The sequence below is a fragment of the Nonomuraea sp. NPDC052129 genome (assembly GCF_040680095.1).
Lineage (GTDB): Bacteria > Actinomycetota > Actinomycetes > Streptosporangiales > Streptosporangiaceae > Nonomuraea.
In genome coordinates this window covers 1-12765 of sequence record NZ_JBFAVX010000054.1, presented here as the reverse complement: position 1 = coordinate 12765, position 12765 = coordinate 1, and the positions used below count along the sequence as shown (strand labels likewise).

The following is a 12765-nucleotide window of genomic DNA, read 5'->3' as shown; positions in this document are numbered from 1 at the left end:
TGTCAGCCGGCAACGAACGGATACCGGGCTGCCGCAAGATCGTCGGCGAGATCCTCCACGGCAAGATCAGCGTTCAGCGCGGTGACCACCGCCCGCGTCAGCGGACGGAGGGCATAGACGTGCCGCACCGCATCGAGATCCACGGGCACCTCGTAGTAGTCCTCCGCGAACCGCCGGAACGCCTCCGGAGACGGATCGACGAGCCGTGCGAACAACCCCGCCGCACCATCGGGATCGCTCACACCGTCCGGGTAGTCAATCTCACCCACCCGCCAGCGACCATCGCCTACCTCACGCCATAGGCACGCAGTCACGACCGGCATTCCGTCCTCGTCGCAGAACGCCGGCTCCTCCACACAAGGGCGGAAGACCTCGGGGACGGAATCGAGCACTCCCGGCCACGGCCCGTCGTCGCCGTACGGGCTCATCATCGCCTCATGGGCGAAGCCGCGGACATACGCACCCGCCGCGGAGAAGACGATGGAGTATTCGTCTCCCGAGCCGTCGCGCATGGAGGCCATCTCCTCCCCAGGGTTCCAGCCCGCGTCGAAGGAGTGGTAGCGACTGGACCATTCCGGACTCAGGATGGCCTCCAACACCGCCATGGACCGGCACAGATCGCGCAGCACCGGGACATCAGGCAGCAGCCGGGCCACATCATGAGCAGTCATGAGCCTCATCACCGGATACCTTGCCGTTCGCCTCGGACGAGCGTGCCTGGGATATCCCAAGCCGTGGCTTTACATGATCGTATCGCGAGCGATAGACGCGTCGCTGGTGTCGCCGAAATTCTCCGTACCTGCCTAATGCACTGTGGCGAACCTGATGCAGTTTGCCCCCGCAGTCATCGTGCCCAAGACCGCGAACGTCGTCATCGGTGCGGTCGTCGCCGCACTGCTGGTGGTGCCCACCGTGGTGCTGCGCCGCCGGCGGTGGGCGCCGAAACGGGGGGCCGCGCTGCTGGCGCTGCTGGCCCTGCTCGCCGCCCTTGGCCATGTGGGGCATCGCCCTGCTACTGGTGAGCATTCCCCAGACGATCGTCCTGGCGGCCCTCGCCGAGGGGACGACCGACTACTCAATCATGATCACGGGCGGGGACTGTGGCGGCGGAATGGAGGAGATCCTGTTCGGACCGACGGCCGTTCTGATCCTGATCCCGCAGCCGATCGTGGTCGCGGTGGGCTTCGGGCTGTGGGCGCTGCGGTGGGCATCGACTGCGGCGAGTGGGGCGAGTGGGGCGAGCCGTTCGCCGGGAACGTACCGCACGACGAAACCGACGGATGACGCCGGGCGCTGAGGGGGTGACCTACGGTCATGCCACCGGCCCTGACGCTCCCGCCTCATGAAAGCGACTGCGGGCCGGCCGGCGAGGTCAGCCGGCGAGCAGGGTGTCGAGCCAGTCGAAGGTGCGCTGGTGGAACAGGGAGAGCGCGCCCTCGTGGCAGTGCTCGCCCGCGCCTTCGTCCTCACGGAAGGAGATCAGCTCCTTCTGGCAGGTCAGCTCATCGAACAGGCGCTGCGGCTACCCCTTGAAGAACTGGTCGTTCTCGGCGTCGAGGACGAGCGTCGGGCAGGTGACGCGGTCGGCGATACCCGCCATGGTGTACGCCTTGGTTGCCTTCACCAGCTCGTCAACATCGGAGACACCGAAGGTCCACCGGCCGTTGCGCACCACCCATCGCACCGTGGTGTTCTGCGCCATCTATGCCTCCATGCCACCGGGCATCGAAGCGGCACGGCCGGCGGTCGCGGCGATGACCGCGTGGAAGTCGTAGACGCCGTCGTGCAGCACGCACGCGGCGGCGCGGTGCTCGAAGTCGGCGGCGGGATTCTCGCGGCGGTAGAAGTCGGCGGTCCGGTAGTAGTTGGACGCGCGCAGCAGCGCCTCCCGGGCGCTGACTCGGTGACCGGCGGCCAGCGCGTCCCGACCGATGCGCTCGACGCGCGCCGCCATCGCGGCCCACTGGGCCGACCAGGCCTCCTCGTCACCCTCCGGGATCTGCCGGCAGGTGACCAGGACCTCGCCGAGGCCAGGTACGACGACGCCCTGGCGGAGGGGCTCTACACCGGAGTGACCGCACCGCGGCGGGCAGCGGCGCGCGCGATACTGCAGGGCGCGATTGACCGCGGCGAACTCCCCCAAGGGCTGGATCTGGACCTCGGCACCGACCTGCTGATCGCACCGCATTCCGCGTACTGGTCATGAAGAACGCCCGCCGCTTGAGCCGGGGGCCGTGAAGCAGTCGCAGCCCCGTTGCGGTGAGCCTGTCGCCGTCCGCGGCGACATGGAGCCAGGGATGACCGATCCACACCATCGAACGAGACGGCTCACGATAGCGCCTGGCCTGGATCGCGCAAGCACGGATGGTCCGCATGCCTCAGTCGCCCCGCCACCGGAAAGGATCATCGCCGCGCCGCTCCATCGCGCACCGCCGATTTGCCTCTGACACTGATGTGAGGTCTTAACGTGGCCCAGTGTGGCCGATGCGTTCACGGGTGTATGGGCTCGGAGGAGGCCACAACGTAGAGGGAGGAATCGGCGATGTCGACTCTGGGAATCATCGGAAGCGGAAAGATCGGCTCGGCGGTCGCGCGGCTGGCGGTGGCGGCGGACATCGACGTGGTGATCGCCAACTCGCGTGGCCCGCAGAGCCTGGCTGCACTGGTCGAGGAACTGGGGTCGCGAGCCACGGCAGGCACCGTGGAGCAAGCTGCCCGCGCCGGCGAGGCGACCTTGCTCAGCATCCCGCTGAACGCCTACGGTTCCGTGCCCACCGAGCTGCTGCAGGGGCGTACCGTGCTGGACACCGGCAACTACTACCCCTCCCGCGACGGCCGGATCGCCGAACTCGACTCCGAGAAGGTGACCACGACCGAGCTGGCCCAGCAGCTCTTGCCCGGTGCCTTGCTGGTGAAGGCGTTCAACAACATCCTGGCCCACCACATCCCGCAGCTCGCCCGGCCCACCGGAGCCCCGGACCGCAGCGCCCTGCCCATCGCCGGCGACGACCCCGGCGCGAAGGCTCGGGCAGCGCAGCTGATCGAGCGGCTCGGCTTCGACACCGTCGACGCCGGAACTCTGAGCGAGAGCTGGCGTTTCGAGCCCGAGTCCGGCGCCTACACCCAGATCTACCTCGCTGACCCCGACGTACCGGTCGAGCGCATACTCCAGGCTCCCGCCGCGCCGCTGCCAGCCGACAAGCTTCGCGCCGCGTTGCGGGCGAGCCAGCGGGCGAGGGTCGCCGAGCGCACCTTCTAAAGCTCACACCGAGGCCTCCATCGGAGAACCAGTGAAGGCCTCGCCTGTCTGGCGCGCCGCGGCGAAGCCGCCGGGTCATGCGGGCAACGTGAAACCATCTCCAGGGGCTCGTGGGGCACGCCGCTACGCTAATCCTGACATCGGTGTGAGAGGCAATCCTGGATGGAGGTGGCCGTGCGGATCGGTGATCTCGCACAGCGGACCGGGGCCAGCGTGCGCTCCCTGCGCTACTACGAGGAGCAGGGCATGCTCGCCAGCCGGCGCAGTGCGAGCGGGCAGCGCCACTACGGCGAGGACGCTGTGTGCCGCGTGCTCTTGATCAAACAGTTCTTCGCCGTCGGAATGACCGGCAAGGTCATCGCCGCGCTGCTGCCGCACGTCAAGGACTCCGGGGAGCGCTGTCCTCCGGCGGTGCTACGCCAGCTCACCGCGGAGCGCGACCGCATCGACGCCCAGTCGGACGAGCTCGCCCGCACCCGGCAGACCCTGGACGCTCTGATCAAGACCACGCAGGAGGCCATGCGTGGCGCCCCACCCATGAACACCACCTGACCGGCATTCGATCAGGCCCGCCGCCTTGCGAGGGCTGACCGGCCTCCATGTTTCACCCCGGCCACCGACAGTCGCTCTTAGCGGCCGGTTCAAGCACGCTCACACCGGCCGCCCAACACGCCGAGGTCAACGCGCCCACCACGGTCAGCGCCCACAGCCCCGGGTCTGACTCCGTGAGAAACTCTGCGAGCCTGGTCAGGCCGCGATGGCCGGATAGGGACTGATCATTGCGCCGAAGTAGGCCTCGGGCGCTCCTTCGATGTGCTCAGGCAGTTCGTCCATGAAGGCGCGCAGCAGGGGGGTGGCGTTGTGCCGGTCGAGGTCCTCCTGCGAACGCCAGACCTCATAGAGGAAGAAGCGGCCGTCCTCCTGCTCGTGGAGGTGGTATTGAAGGCTGCCTTCGTGCCCTCGAGACGGCTCGACGAGGTCCATCAGGAGCTTCCTCAGCTCGTCGGCGTGTCCGGGCTTGGGGGTCAGGAATCCATAGAGCGAAACGGGCGCCGGTGCGGTCGAAGTCGTTGTCATGTGAGCAACGCTAGGATGTGACATCGGTGTCAGATTCAAGCCGCTGCGCTATGAGGTGGGTCACATGAAGATCGGGGAGCTGTCCCGCGAAACAGGCGTGGCCATACGTCTCCTCCGCTACTACGAGGCCCAGGGGCTGCTCACCTCCCACCGCAGCGAAGGCGGCCACCGCCATTACGATCCCGAGGCTCCCGCCACCGTCGCCCGCATCCGCACCCTGCTCGCCGCCGGGCTGCCTACCAAGGTCATCCGCGAGCTCATGCCCTGCTTCGTCGGCGACGGCACCGAACTCCAGGCCTGCGTTCTCGACCACCTCAGAACCCAGTACGCCGAGCTGAACGCCCGCATAGCCGACCTCACCCAGGCCCGCACCGCTCTGGGCGACATCCTCGAGGTCTCCACCCGAGCGCTCACCCACGTCTGACCGGCCGTCACGCGTCGGAAGCCGTCGCCGAGCCTGCGCCGAACACCGGTGATCAACCTACAGAACAGACGATCAATACCACCCCGAGATCATTCTGTTAGGCGTTCTTTGAGCGCTTTGCCGCATATAGCTTCCACTTCATCGGACATGACCGAGAAGTAGGGCGCTCCACATGCTGTCCGCTGCATGGATGGGCCAACGGTCGCTCTCATGTGTGACCATCTGCCCGTCCCGACGATCGGTCCTGCGAATGAACCGCAGTCCGCCGAGCACGATTAACTTTCGCCACAGACAGGAACGACCTGACTCGTGCGCACCTCCGCCCAGACCATGAGCTGCCGACCGCCCAACCGGCGCACACCCCATGCGGCCGCGTTCTGCTCCACCAGTCGCAGACCGCGCCCGTGAGAGGCCAGGTCATCCGACAAGCGCGGACGCGGAACAGTGTCCGCTCCGTTGTCGGTCACCTCGATCCGAGCCAGCCCCGTATTGAGGCCGATCACTTCCACCGCGACAAGACCGCCCCCACGCCCAGAGGCGGTGTGCTGGAGCGCGTTCGAGGCCAACTCACTCACGATCAACCCTGCGACCGGAAGCCTTACCGCTCGTAGTTGTGGCTGCTTCGCGTGGATCGGGAGGCGAGATGACGGGTGTGATCGAGGGTGAGCCGGACCTGCCTGACTCCAGGCGGGTCCGTACCCGGCAGGACTTCGCGCGAGAGCTGGCGCTGCCGCGTGAACGGTCGGGGAGGACGGTCCGGCAGGTGGCGGTCAAGATCGCTGTCGGTGGTGCGCACAGCACGATCGCCACCTACGTTGACGCACTCCCCAACGACGACACGGCCGCCGGCCAGAAGGAAGCATGAGCCGTGGACCGCATCGTCGAGGGGTACATCGAAGGCGTCTACTGTGCCGTGACCGTGGGCCAGGTCCCGCCGGAACGCCACGGCGACGATCGGCACGGCATCGCGCTCCGCGCAAGCGTGCCGACTGCTGGAGTTTCACAACGGCCGGGCGCTGCCGCAGTCCGGACAGGTGCTGGACGTCAATGATCCGGAGATGGTGGTTGCGGCTCTCCAGGAGTTGCCGCACGTTATCCGGGTCAGGTGGGTTTCTATGGATGGTAGAGCCAGAGCTCGACCCGGTAATCCGAGACTTCCCAGCAATATGCCTGGTAGCCGCTGGCGTTCCAGACCTTTCCCATCTCGATGCACTTGTTGCAGTTGTTGGTGCCGGTGAATGCCGTGCTGTAGTTGTACCACCATGGCGGCGGCGTCGAAGAACAACTGGCGAGCAGAGCGTTCTGCGGAGCGCTCGTCGTTATCTGATAAGAACTGGCGAAGGCCGACTCGCCGACACCGGCACTGGCGGGGAACGTGCCAGCAAAAAGGGCCAGTAACGCCATGAGGAACATCGTGATAAGCGCCTTGCGGCTCATTTCTCTCCCCTCGATCCTGCGTGGGTCACTGCTTCATCCTGTGGTTTCGCACTGGGTACACCTGCGGCAGGTTCTTGGTGCCTATGCGTTCGATGCTGCCTCGCCAGGGTGAACACAGCCAGGACATCCGCCGGACATTCGCCGGGCATCGCCGTCCTGAGCCATTGCCGTAGGAGGCCACAGAAAAAGATCGGAGCGAGACACTAACCCCGGCGGCCCGGCAGTGTTCGCGGCGTGCGGGGGTTCGGCGGACCTGGCCGTCCTGGATGAGCGGCTGGGGGGCGACCTCGACCCGGCGGGGCGACGCCAGAGGACCGAACTGGGGCCAAAGGACCATGACCTGTTCATGCGGAACCGGGCCCTGGCCGAGCAGCAGATCGCGGAGGGCCTGAACCGCCGCACCGCGCACGTGAACAATCCCTGGCCGTCCAGATCGCCGCCCGGGACATGTTCGGACTCGAACGGACGACGCTGGACGACGTGGACGACTACAAGCTGGAGAGCGTTGCTAGTGTCGGACCTGTCGTGCCGGCCAGCGCGGTGTACCCGCTCAACGGAAAGAGACCTGATGCGCCCGACGATCCGCAGGGCGGTGATCCCCGCCGCCGGACTCGGCTCCCGTCTCCTGCCGCTGACCAAGGCCATCCCCAAGGAGATGCTGCCGGTCGGCGACAAACCGGTAATCGAGCACACCGTCCGGGAGCTGATCGCGTCCGGCATCACGGACATCACCATCGTCGTCTCCGGCGGGAAATCTCTGATCCAGGACCACTTCCGGCCCAACCCCGCCCTGGTGCAGCAGCTGCGCGCCGACGGCAAAGGCGCCTACGCCGACGCTGTCGAAGAGGTCGCCGAGCTTTCCCGGCAAGGCCACATCACCTACCTCGACCAGCACGGCCCGTACGGCAACGGCACCCCGGTCCTGAACGCCGCGCACGGCATCGGCGACGAGCCGATGCTCGTCCTGTGGCCCGACGATGTATTCGTGGCCGAGGTGCCCCGCGCCCAGCAGCTGATCCGCGCCTATGAGGCGACCAGGTGCCCGGTGCTGGCCCTGATGCCGATCGACCGGCAGGACTCCGCACGCTACGGCGTGCCCGTCGTCCAAGAGAACCTCGAGCGCGGCCTGCTGCGAATCACCGGCCTGGTCGAAAAACCCAAACCCGCCGACGCCCCCTCCGCCTACGCCGCCATCGGCGGCTACATCATCACCCCCGCCATCATCGACGAACTGCGAGAGCAGACCAAGCGCTGGTACGAACACCGCACCGGCGAGGTCTACCTGGCCGACGCCATCAACGCCTACGCCCGCAACCACGTCGTATACGGGCAGGTCATCTCCGGCCGCTGGTACGACACCGGCAACCCAGCGGACTACCTCACCGCCCAGTTCGCCTCCGCCCTGGCACACCCCGAATACGGGCCGCTCCTGCGCCGCCTCACCCGCGACCTCAGCGGCAACCACCGCCCCGACACCGGCACCTGATCCGCCGCTCCCTGTCTGGGAAAGGCGACGCCCCACGATCGTGAGGTCGCACCTGCCATCCATGCCGGGCGGCCATGGTCAACAAGCGCCGTGCAGGCGAAGCCTGCCTGGGTGGGGCGTCCGAGCGTAGGGCCCTTTTGAGCCACGCTCGCCGGAGGCGATATGGCTACGGTGGGAACCGTCGCTCGGGTGCGCGGGTGGCCCGAATGAAGCGGGCGCCCCATTCCTGGACGTGTGCGGCGAATTCCGGCGGTCCCAGCACCTCGAACTCGGCGCCCACGTTGCCCAGGGCCTGGGTCGGCCAGTCGAGGGAGGTCGAGGTCATGGTGATCCGGCAGCGGTCCTGATCGAGTGGTTCGATGGTGCCCCATTGGCCGACCGCCTGCCGTACCCGGGCCTCGGGGGCGTGGACGAGCGCCTGGACCGTGTACGGCGCCGGGGCTCCACCGGCCGCCTGGACGAAGGCCGCGGCGTCCTCGGCCGGGAGTGTGCGTGGACTGAAGCGGGTGCCGGTCGCGGTCGGCTCGGTCAGCCGGTCGAGGCGGAAACTGCGCCAGTCATGCCGGCCCAGGTCGTAGGCCACCAGGTACCAGCGTCCGCCGAGTGCGACCACGCGGTGCGGCTCGACCTCGCGCTCAGTGGTTGCCGAGCCCCTGGCCGTGTAGCCGAAACGCAGCCGCTCCTCGTCCCGGCAGGCCTGGGCGACCGCGGTGAGCACCTCCGCCGCGACGATCGGCCCGGAGGCGGCGACGGCCAGGGTCATCGCCCGCAGGGCGTCCACCCTGGCCCGCAGCCGGGGCGGCAGGACCCGTACCACCTTGGTGAGTGCGCGCAGCGACGCCTCCTGCATCCCGGCGATTCCGCTCTGCGCCGCGTCGCCGATACCCACCGCCAGCGCCACCGCCTCCTCATCGTCGAGCAGCAGCGGCGGCAGCACGGCGCCGGGCGCCAGCTGGTAGCCGCCGTCGGTGCCACGGGCCGCGCCGACCGGATAGCCGAGCTCGCGCAGCCGGTCCACGTCGCGGCGCAGGGTCCGCTCGGAGACCCCGAGCCGGTCGGCCAGTTCCAGACCGGGCCAGTGCCGGTGGGTCTGCAGCAGCGAGAGCAGTCGGAGGGTCCGTGAGCTGGTGTTCGCCATACCCCCATCCTCGCCTGACTTCCGGTCAAAAAGTGGCCGGAAGTCTTCCTAGTGTCGAGCTCAACGGCAACGCCCGAGGTAAGGACAGAAGAATGATCACCCGTGAGATCCAGCTGACCGCCCAGATCACCGGCGCCCCCACGCTCGACCATTTCACCGTCGCCAAGACGGAGGTGGACGGCGAGGTCCTGGTGCGCACCGACCAGATCGGGCTCGCCGCGACCTACCTGGAGCTGATGCGGGCCGACTGCACCATCCCGGTCCCGGCCTGGCAGCCGGGGCAGCGGGTGGGCGTGGCCACCATCGGCACCGTGGTCCGCTCCGACAGTTCCGAGCTCGCGGTTGGCGACCTGGTCCAGTCAATGACCGGCTGGAGCGAGTACTCGGCGGGCCCGGCCGCCCAGTACATGAAGCTTGATCCCGTCGCGGACCCCGGCTACTACCTCGGTCAGGGGCCGACGGCCTACTACGGGATGGCCGACGTGGCGGGCGCCGGCGAGGGCGACGTGGTGTTCGTCTCCGGCGCGGCGGGCGGGATCGGCTCACTGGCCGGGCAGATCGCCAAGTGCCTCGGCGCGGCGCGGGTGATCGGCAGCGCCGGCAGCCCGGCCAAGGTCGACTATCTGGTGAACGAGCTCGGCTACGACGCCGCGTTCGACTATCACGACGGCTCGTCGGTCGAGCGGCTACGGGAGCTCGCGCCTGAGGGCATTTCGGTGTTCTTCGACGTCGTGGGCGGCGAGCAATACCAGGCCGCGCTGCAGGCGGCCAGGCCCGGCGCCCGCTTCGCGCTGTGCGGCTCCCTGTCCAGCCAGCTCGGCGACGCGGCCGAACGCTTCCCCGCGCCCGACCATGCCGCGGCCCAGGCCAGCGGCATCCAGCTGCTGCCGTTCTCCTGCTACCACACCCCCGACCAGATCGCCGCCTGGTGGGAGCACTTCAGCACCTGGTTGGGCGAGGGCCGCTTCGTCTATCCGCAGACGGTCATCAAGGGCGGGGTCGAAGACGTGCCGCAGGCGTTCTTGTCCCTGCTCCAGGGCTCCTACCGGGGCAATGTCTCGGTGCGGCTGTCATGAGGACTCTTTCGAGCAGGGCTCTGAACCGGGCCCTGCTGGGCCGCCAGTTCCTGCTGGCCCGCACCGACCACACCCCGCTGGAGGTGATCGAACGCCTGGTCGCGCTGCAGGCGCAAGAGCCCAACTGGCCCTACGTCGGACTGTGGAGCAGGATCTGCGGCTTCACCCACGCCCAGCTCACCACACTGCTGCAGGACCGCAAGGTGGTCCGCTCCGGCCTGCTCCGCAGCACCCAGCACCTCGCCGCGGCCGACGACTTCCGCCGGCTGCGGCCACTGCTGCAGCCCGTCCTCGACCGCACCGCCCGCTCGGCGTACTTCGCCCGCGACAACGCGGGCCTGGACACCGCCTCGCTGGTCGCCACCGGACTTGAGCTGCTGGCGGGCGAGACGACACCACGAAAGGAACTGGCCCGGCGGCTGGCCGAACGCCACCCAGGCCGCGACGGGCGCGTCCTCGCCGGGGAAGTCGAGCTCAGGACCCCTCTCATTCACAACCCCGCCGTCGGCACATGGGGATCCTGGGGCACCCGATCGGCCGTCTCCGTCACGCCGGCCGAGACCTGGCTCGGCCGGCCCATGGCCCCGGCTACCGCCAAGGACCTCATCCGCCGCTATCTGGCAGCATTCGGCCCAGCCGGGATCATGGACGTACAGGCCTGGTCCGGGCTGACCCGCCTCGGCGAGATCGTCTCCGACATGCGCGCCGAACTGCGCCACTACCGCGACCCCGACGGCAGGGAACTGATCGACGTCGCCGACGCGGAACTGCCCGACCCCGACACGCCCGCCCCCGTACGACTGCTGCCCGCCTTCGACAACGCCCTGCTCGGCCACGCCGACCGGACCCGCATCATCAGCCACGAGGACCGAAAGCGCGTGATGCCGGGTCAGGCACGAGTACGGCCCACTTTCCTCGTGGACGGCCACGTGCACGGAAGCTGGTCCCTCCAAGGCGACACCCTGCTCCTCACGCCGTTCCGCCCGCTGTCCGCGCCCGATCAGGCGGCCTTGGAGCAGGAGACGAAGCGCCTGCTGCCGTTCGTGGGAGGCAAGAACGTCTCCTACAGCAGCCCGGCCGTCACCGGTCTGTCGATCTAGGTAGTGGGCGTAGATAGGGTGGTGGCGCACACCTTCACGTGTAGGGGTGTGTGTGCTGATCGGGCCGGTTGGGGCTCGCGTATCTGGGCAGGACGGAGGCGCGTGGGCGTCGATATGCGGGAAGAGTCGGACGTCGATCACGTGGCGGGCGAGGCGAGGCCGAAGAAGCTGCTGTTGCGTGCGCTCGCGGGCGAGCGCACCGAGCGACCACCGATCTGGCTCATGCGGCAGGCCGGACGCTATCTGCCGGAGTACCACGACGTCCGAGAGGCTGCGGGCGGGATGGTGGGGCTGTGCAATTCACCCGAGCATGCGGTCGAGGTCACCTTGCAACCGCTCCGCCGCTTCACGCTCGACGCCGCGATCCTGTTCGCGGATCTTCCCCAGATCGCCGCGGCGTTGGGGCAGACCTTGGAGTACCGGGTCGGCGACGGACCCGTCCTCACGCCCCCGATCCGTTCGGCTTCGGACATTACCGAGTTCTTAAGCGCGTCCCGCTTGCACGAAGAACTGGCCCCGATCTATGAGACCGTCAGACGGCTCACTCGCGCGTTGCCCGACGAGGTCACGTTGATCGGCTACGCCGGTGCGCCGTGGACGGTCGCGACTTACATGGTCGAAGGGCGCGGCGGCGCCAGCTCAGAGCACTCCGTCGTCAAGCAGTGGGCGCTGAGCGATCCGGAGGGGTTCCAACCCCTGATCGACCTGCTCACGGCGGCCACCATCGAGTTCTTGGACCGTCAGATTCAGGCAGGTGCCGAAGCGATCCAACTCTTCGAGAGCTGGGCCGGAATACTCCCCTACCCGCTGTTCCAGCGTTGGTGCGTCACGCCGGTTGCCGCCATCGTCGCGGCGCTGAAGGCGAAGCATCCGAGTGTTCCCATCATCGCCTTTCCGCGTGGCGCGGGGCTCGCCTACAACGGCTTCGCCGAGGCGACCGGCGTGGACTGCGTCGGGCTCGACTCGACAGTGCCTGTGGAGTGGGCCGCGCAGAAGGTGCAGCAGGCACTCGGCCGGTGCGTACAGGGCAACCTCGACCCTCAGCTCCTGGTCGCGGGCGGGCCCGCACTCCACGCGGAAACAGACCGCATCCTGAACGCGCTCAGTGGTGGCCCGTTCGTGTTCAATCTCGGACACGGAATCGTCAAGACCACACCTCCCGAGCATGTGGCCGCTCTCGCCCAGCAGGTACGGTCCTGGTCCGCGGCTTTGACGCAGTAGAGAGCCTGAACAGGTCGGCGTCGGCTAGAAGGCAGCCAGTTGGCGAGCAGCGCCGGGTCAGTCGGTGCCTGGCCGCCGACGGTCAGCCGCATGGGTACCGACACGTCGCGGAGCTGCTCGCAAGTCGGCTTTTCCGGAGAATGCCGTGAGTACGGCGATGCCCTAGCCGGCTTTGTCCAGGCTCGTAAGCTGCGGCCGATCAGGTTCTGCGTGAGATGACCATGATGTATTCGCAGGGAGCGTTCGTTCGGTTGGCGAAGCCGTGGTCCGCGTCGGCTTGGAAGAACAGGGAGTCGCCTGTGTTCAGGGTCTCGCTGATCCCGCCGATCGCGACGGTGAGGGTGCCTTCGAGCACCACGAGTTGTTTCTCCGTACCCGGCGGATACGCGGGCAGCAGCCCGGTGGAGACCTGCGCGGGGAGGTAGTGGACGACCATCTCGGCTCCTCCCGCGCCCGGGGCCGCTGACACCATGTGTCGCTCGAAGCCGGTTTCCGGGTCACGGAAAACGGGGCGATCGTTCTTGCGCATGACAATGGCCACACCAGA

16 protein-coding genes are annotated in these 12765 nt (G+C 68.0%); 10 read left to right on the top strand and 6 right to left on the bottom strand.

The features are described 5' to 3' along the window. Positions 1-2: 2 nt before the first annotated feature. Positions 3-656, bottom strand: a complete 654-nt coding sequence (locus AB0L53_RS56360; RefSeq protein ID WP_364014418.1) for a hypothetical protein — start codon at positions 654-656, stop codon at positions 3-5. 362 nt (positions 657-1018) lie between these two features. On the opposite strand from AB0L53_RS56360, the gene AB0L53_RS56355 reads away from it, so the two are divergent. Beyond that, positions 1019-1297, top strand: coding sequence for a hypothetical protein (locus AB0L53_RS56355; RefSeq protein WP_364014415.1), 279 nt, complete (start codon positions 1019-1021; stop codon positions 1295-1297). A gap of 225 nt (positions 1298-1522) precedes the next feature. On the opposite strand, the gene AB0L53_RS56350 is transcribed toward AB0L53_RS56355, so the two are convergent. Beyond that, the gene (locus tag AB0L53_RS56350) at positions 1523-1702 is read right to left on the bottom strand and encodes a hypothetical protein (RefSeq protein WP_364014412.1); all 180 of its coding nucleotides are present in this window, start codon (positions 1700-1702) and stop codon (positions 1523-1525) included. A 60-nt stretch (positions 1703-1762) separates the two neighbouring features. Here AB0L53_RS56350 and AB0L53_RS56345 point away from each other — a divergent pair, with 60 nt between their 5' ends. The 3 genes from AB0L53_RS56345 to AB0L53_RS56335 all read left to right on the top strand — a co-directional run bounded on the left by AB0L53_RS56345 (position 1763) and on the right by AB0L53_RS56335 (position 3811). Next, on the top strand, positions 1763-2206 hold the full coding sequence (locus AB0L53_RS56345; protein ID WP_364014409.1) for a TetR/AcrR family transcriptional regulator C-terminal ligand-binding domain-containing protein: 444 nt from the start codon (positions 1763-1765) through the stop codon (positions 2204-2206). 336 nt (positions 2207-2542) lie between these two features. Then, positions 2543-3259 (top strand): NADPH-dependent F420 reductase, encoded by a 717-nt coding sequence (locus AB0L53_RS56340; RefSeq protein ID WP_364014407.1) that lies wholly within the window; start codon positions 2543-2545, stop codon positions 3257-3259. Between the two features lie 174 nt (positions 3260-3433). Further along, complete coding sequence (locus AB0L53_RS56335; RefSeq protein ID WP_364014404.1) at positions 3434-3811, top strand: MerR family transcriptional regulator; 378 nt, start codon at positions 3434-3436, stop codon at positions 3809-3811. A 195-nt stretch (positions 3812-4006) separates the two neighbouring features. On the opposite strand, the gene AB0L53_RS56330 is transcribed toward AB0L53_RS56335, so the two are convergent. After that, positions 4007-4336, bottom strand: a complete 330-nt coding sequence (locus AB0L53_RS56330; protein ID WP_364014401.1) for a putative quinol monooxygenase — start codon at positions 4334-4336, stop codon at positions 4007-4009. 64 nt (positions 4337-4400) lie between these two features. Here AB0L53_RS56330 and AB0L53_RS56325 point away from each other — a divergent pair, with 64 nt between their 5' ends. Together AB0L53_RS56325 and AB0L53_RS56320 are read left to right on the top strand one after the other, a co-directional pair. Next, entirely contained in the window at positions 4401-4760 is a 360-nt protein-coding gene (locus tag AB0L53_RS56325; RefSeq protein WP_364014399.1) for a MerR family transcriptional regulator, read from the top strand. Positions 4761-5403: 643 nt separating this feature from the next. Further along, positions 5404-5625 (top strand): hypothetical protein, encoded by a 222-nt coding sequence (locus AB0L53_RS56320; protein WP_364014396.1) that lies wholly within the window; start codon positions 5404-5406, stop codon positions 5623-5625. 248 nt (positions 5626-5873) lie between these two features. On the opposite strand, the gene AB0L53_RS56315 is transcribed toward AB0L53_RS56320, so the two are convergent. After that, entirely contained in the window at positions 5874-6197 is a 324-nt protein-coding gene (locus tag AB0L53_RS56315) for a hypothetical protein (protein WP_364014393.1), read from the bottom strand. 568 nt (positions 6198-6765) lie between these two features. Between AB0L53_RS56315 and AB0L53_RS56310 the strand changes: the two genes are divergently transcribed. Continuing rightward, positions 6766-7683 (top strand): UTP--glucose-1-phosphate uridylyltransferase, encoded by a 918-nt coding sequence (locus AB0L53_RS56310; protein ID WP_364014390.1) that lies wholly within the window; start codon positions 6766-6768, stop codon positions 7681-7683. 166 nt (positions 7684-7849) lie between these two features. Here the strand turns inward: AB0L53_RS56310 and AB0L53_RS56305 are convergent, their stop codons facing one another. Then, complete coding sequence (locus AB0L53_RS56305) at positions 7850-8821, bottom strand: YafY family protein (RefSeq protein ID WP_364014388.1); 972 nt, start codon at positions 8819-8821, stop codon at positions 7850-7852. A 92-nt stretch (positions 8822-8913) separates the two neighbouring features. Here AB0L53_RS56305 and AB0L53_RS56300 point away from each other — a divergent pair, with 92 nt between their 5' ends. The 3 genes from AB0L53_RS56300 (at position 8914) to hemE (ending at position 12218) form a co-directional block, all read left to right on the top strand. Further along, entirely contained in the window at positions 8914-9897 is a 984-nt protein-coding gene (locus AB0L53_RS56300; RefSeq protein WP_364014385.1) for an NADP-dependent oxidoreductase, read from the top strand. Next, complete coding sequence (locus tag AB0L53_RS56295) at positions 9894-10997, top strand: winged helix DNA-binding domain-containing protein (RefSeq protein WP_364014382.1); 1104 nt, start codon at positions 9894-9896, stop codon at positions 10995-10997. The genes AB0L53_RS56300 and AB0L53_RS56295 overlap by 4 nt, the downstream gene beginning before the upstream one ends. Before the next feature lie 141 nt (positions 10998-11138). After that, on the top strand, positions 11139-12218 hold the full coding sequence (gene hemE / locus AB0L53_RS56290) for a uroporphyrinogen decarboxylase (protein ID WP_364014379.1): 1080 nt from the start codon (positions 11139-11141) through the stop codon (positions 12216-12218). 199 nt (positions 12219-12417) lie between these two features. Here hemE and AB0L53_RS56285 read toward each other — a convergent pair. Then, positions 12418-12765 (bottom strand): cupin domain-containing protein (locus AB0L53_RS56285; protein ID WP_364014376.1); only part of this gene is annotated, 348 nt, incomplete at its 5' end.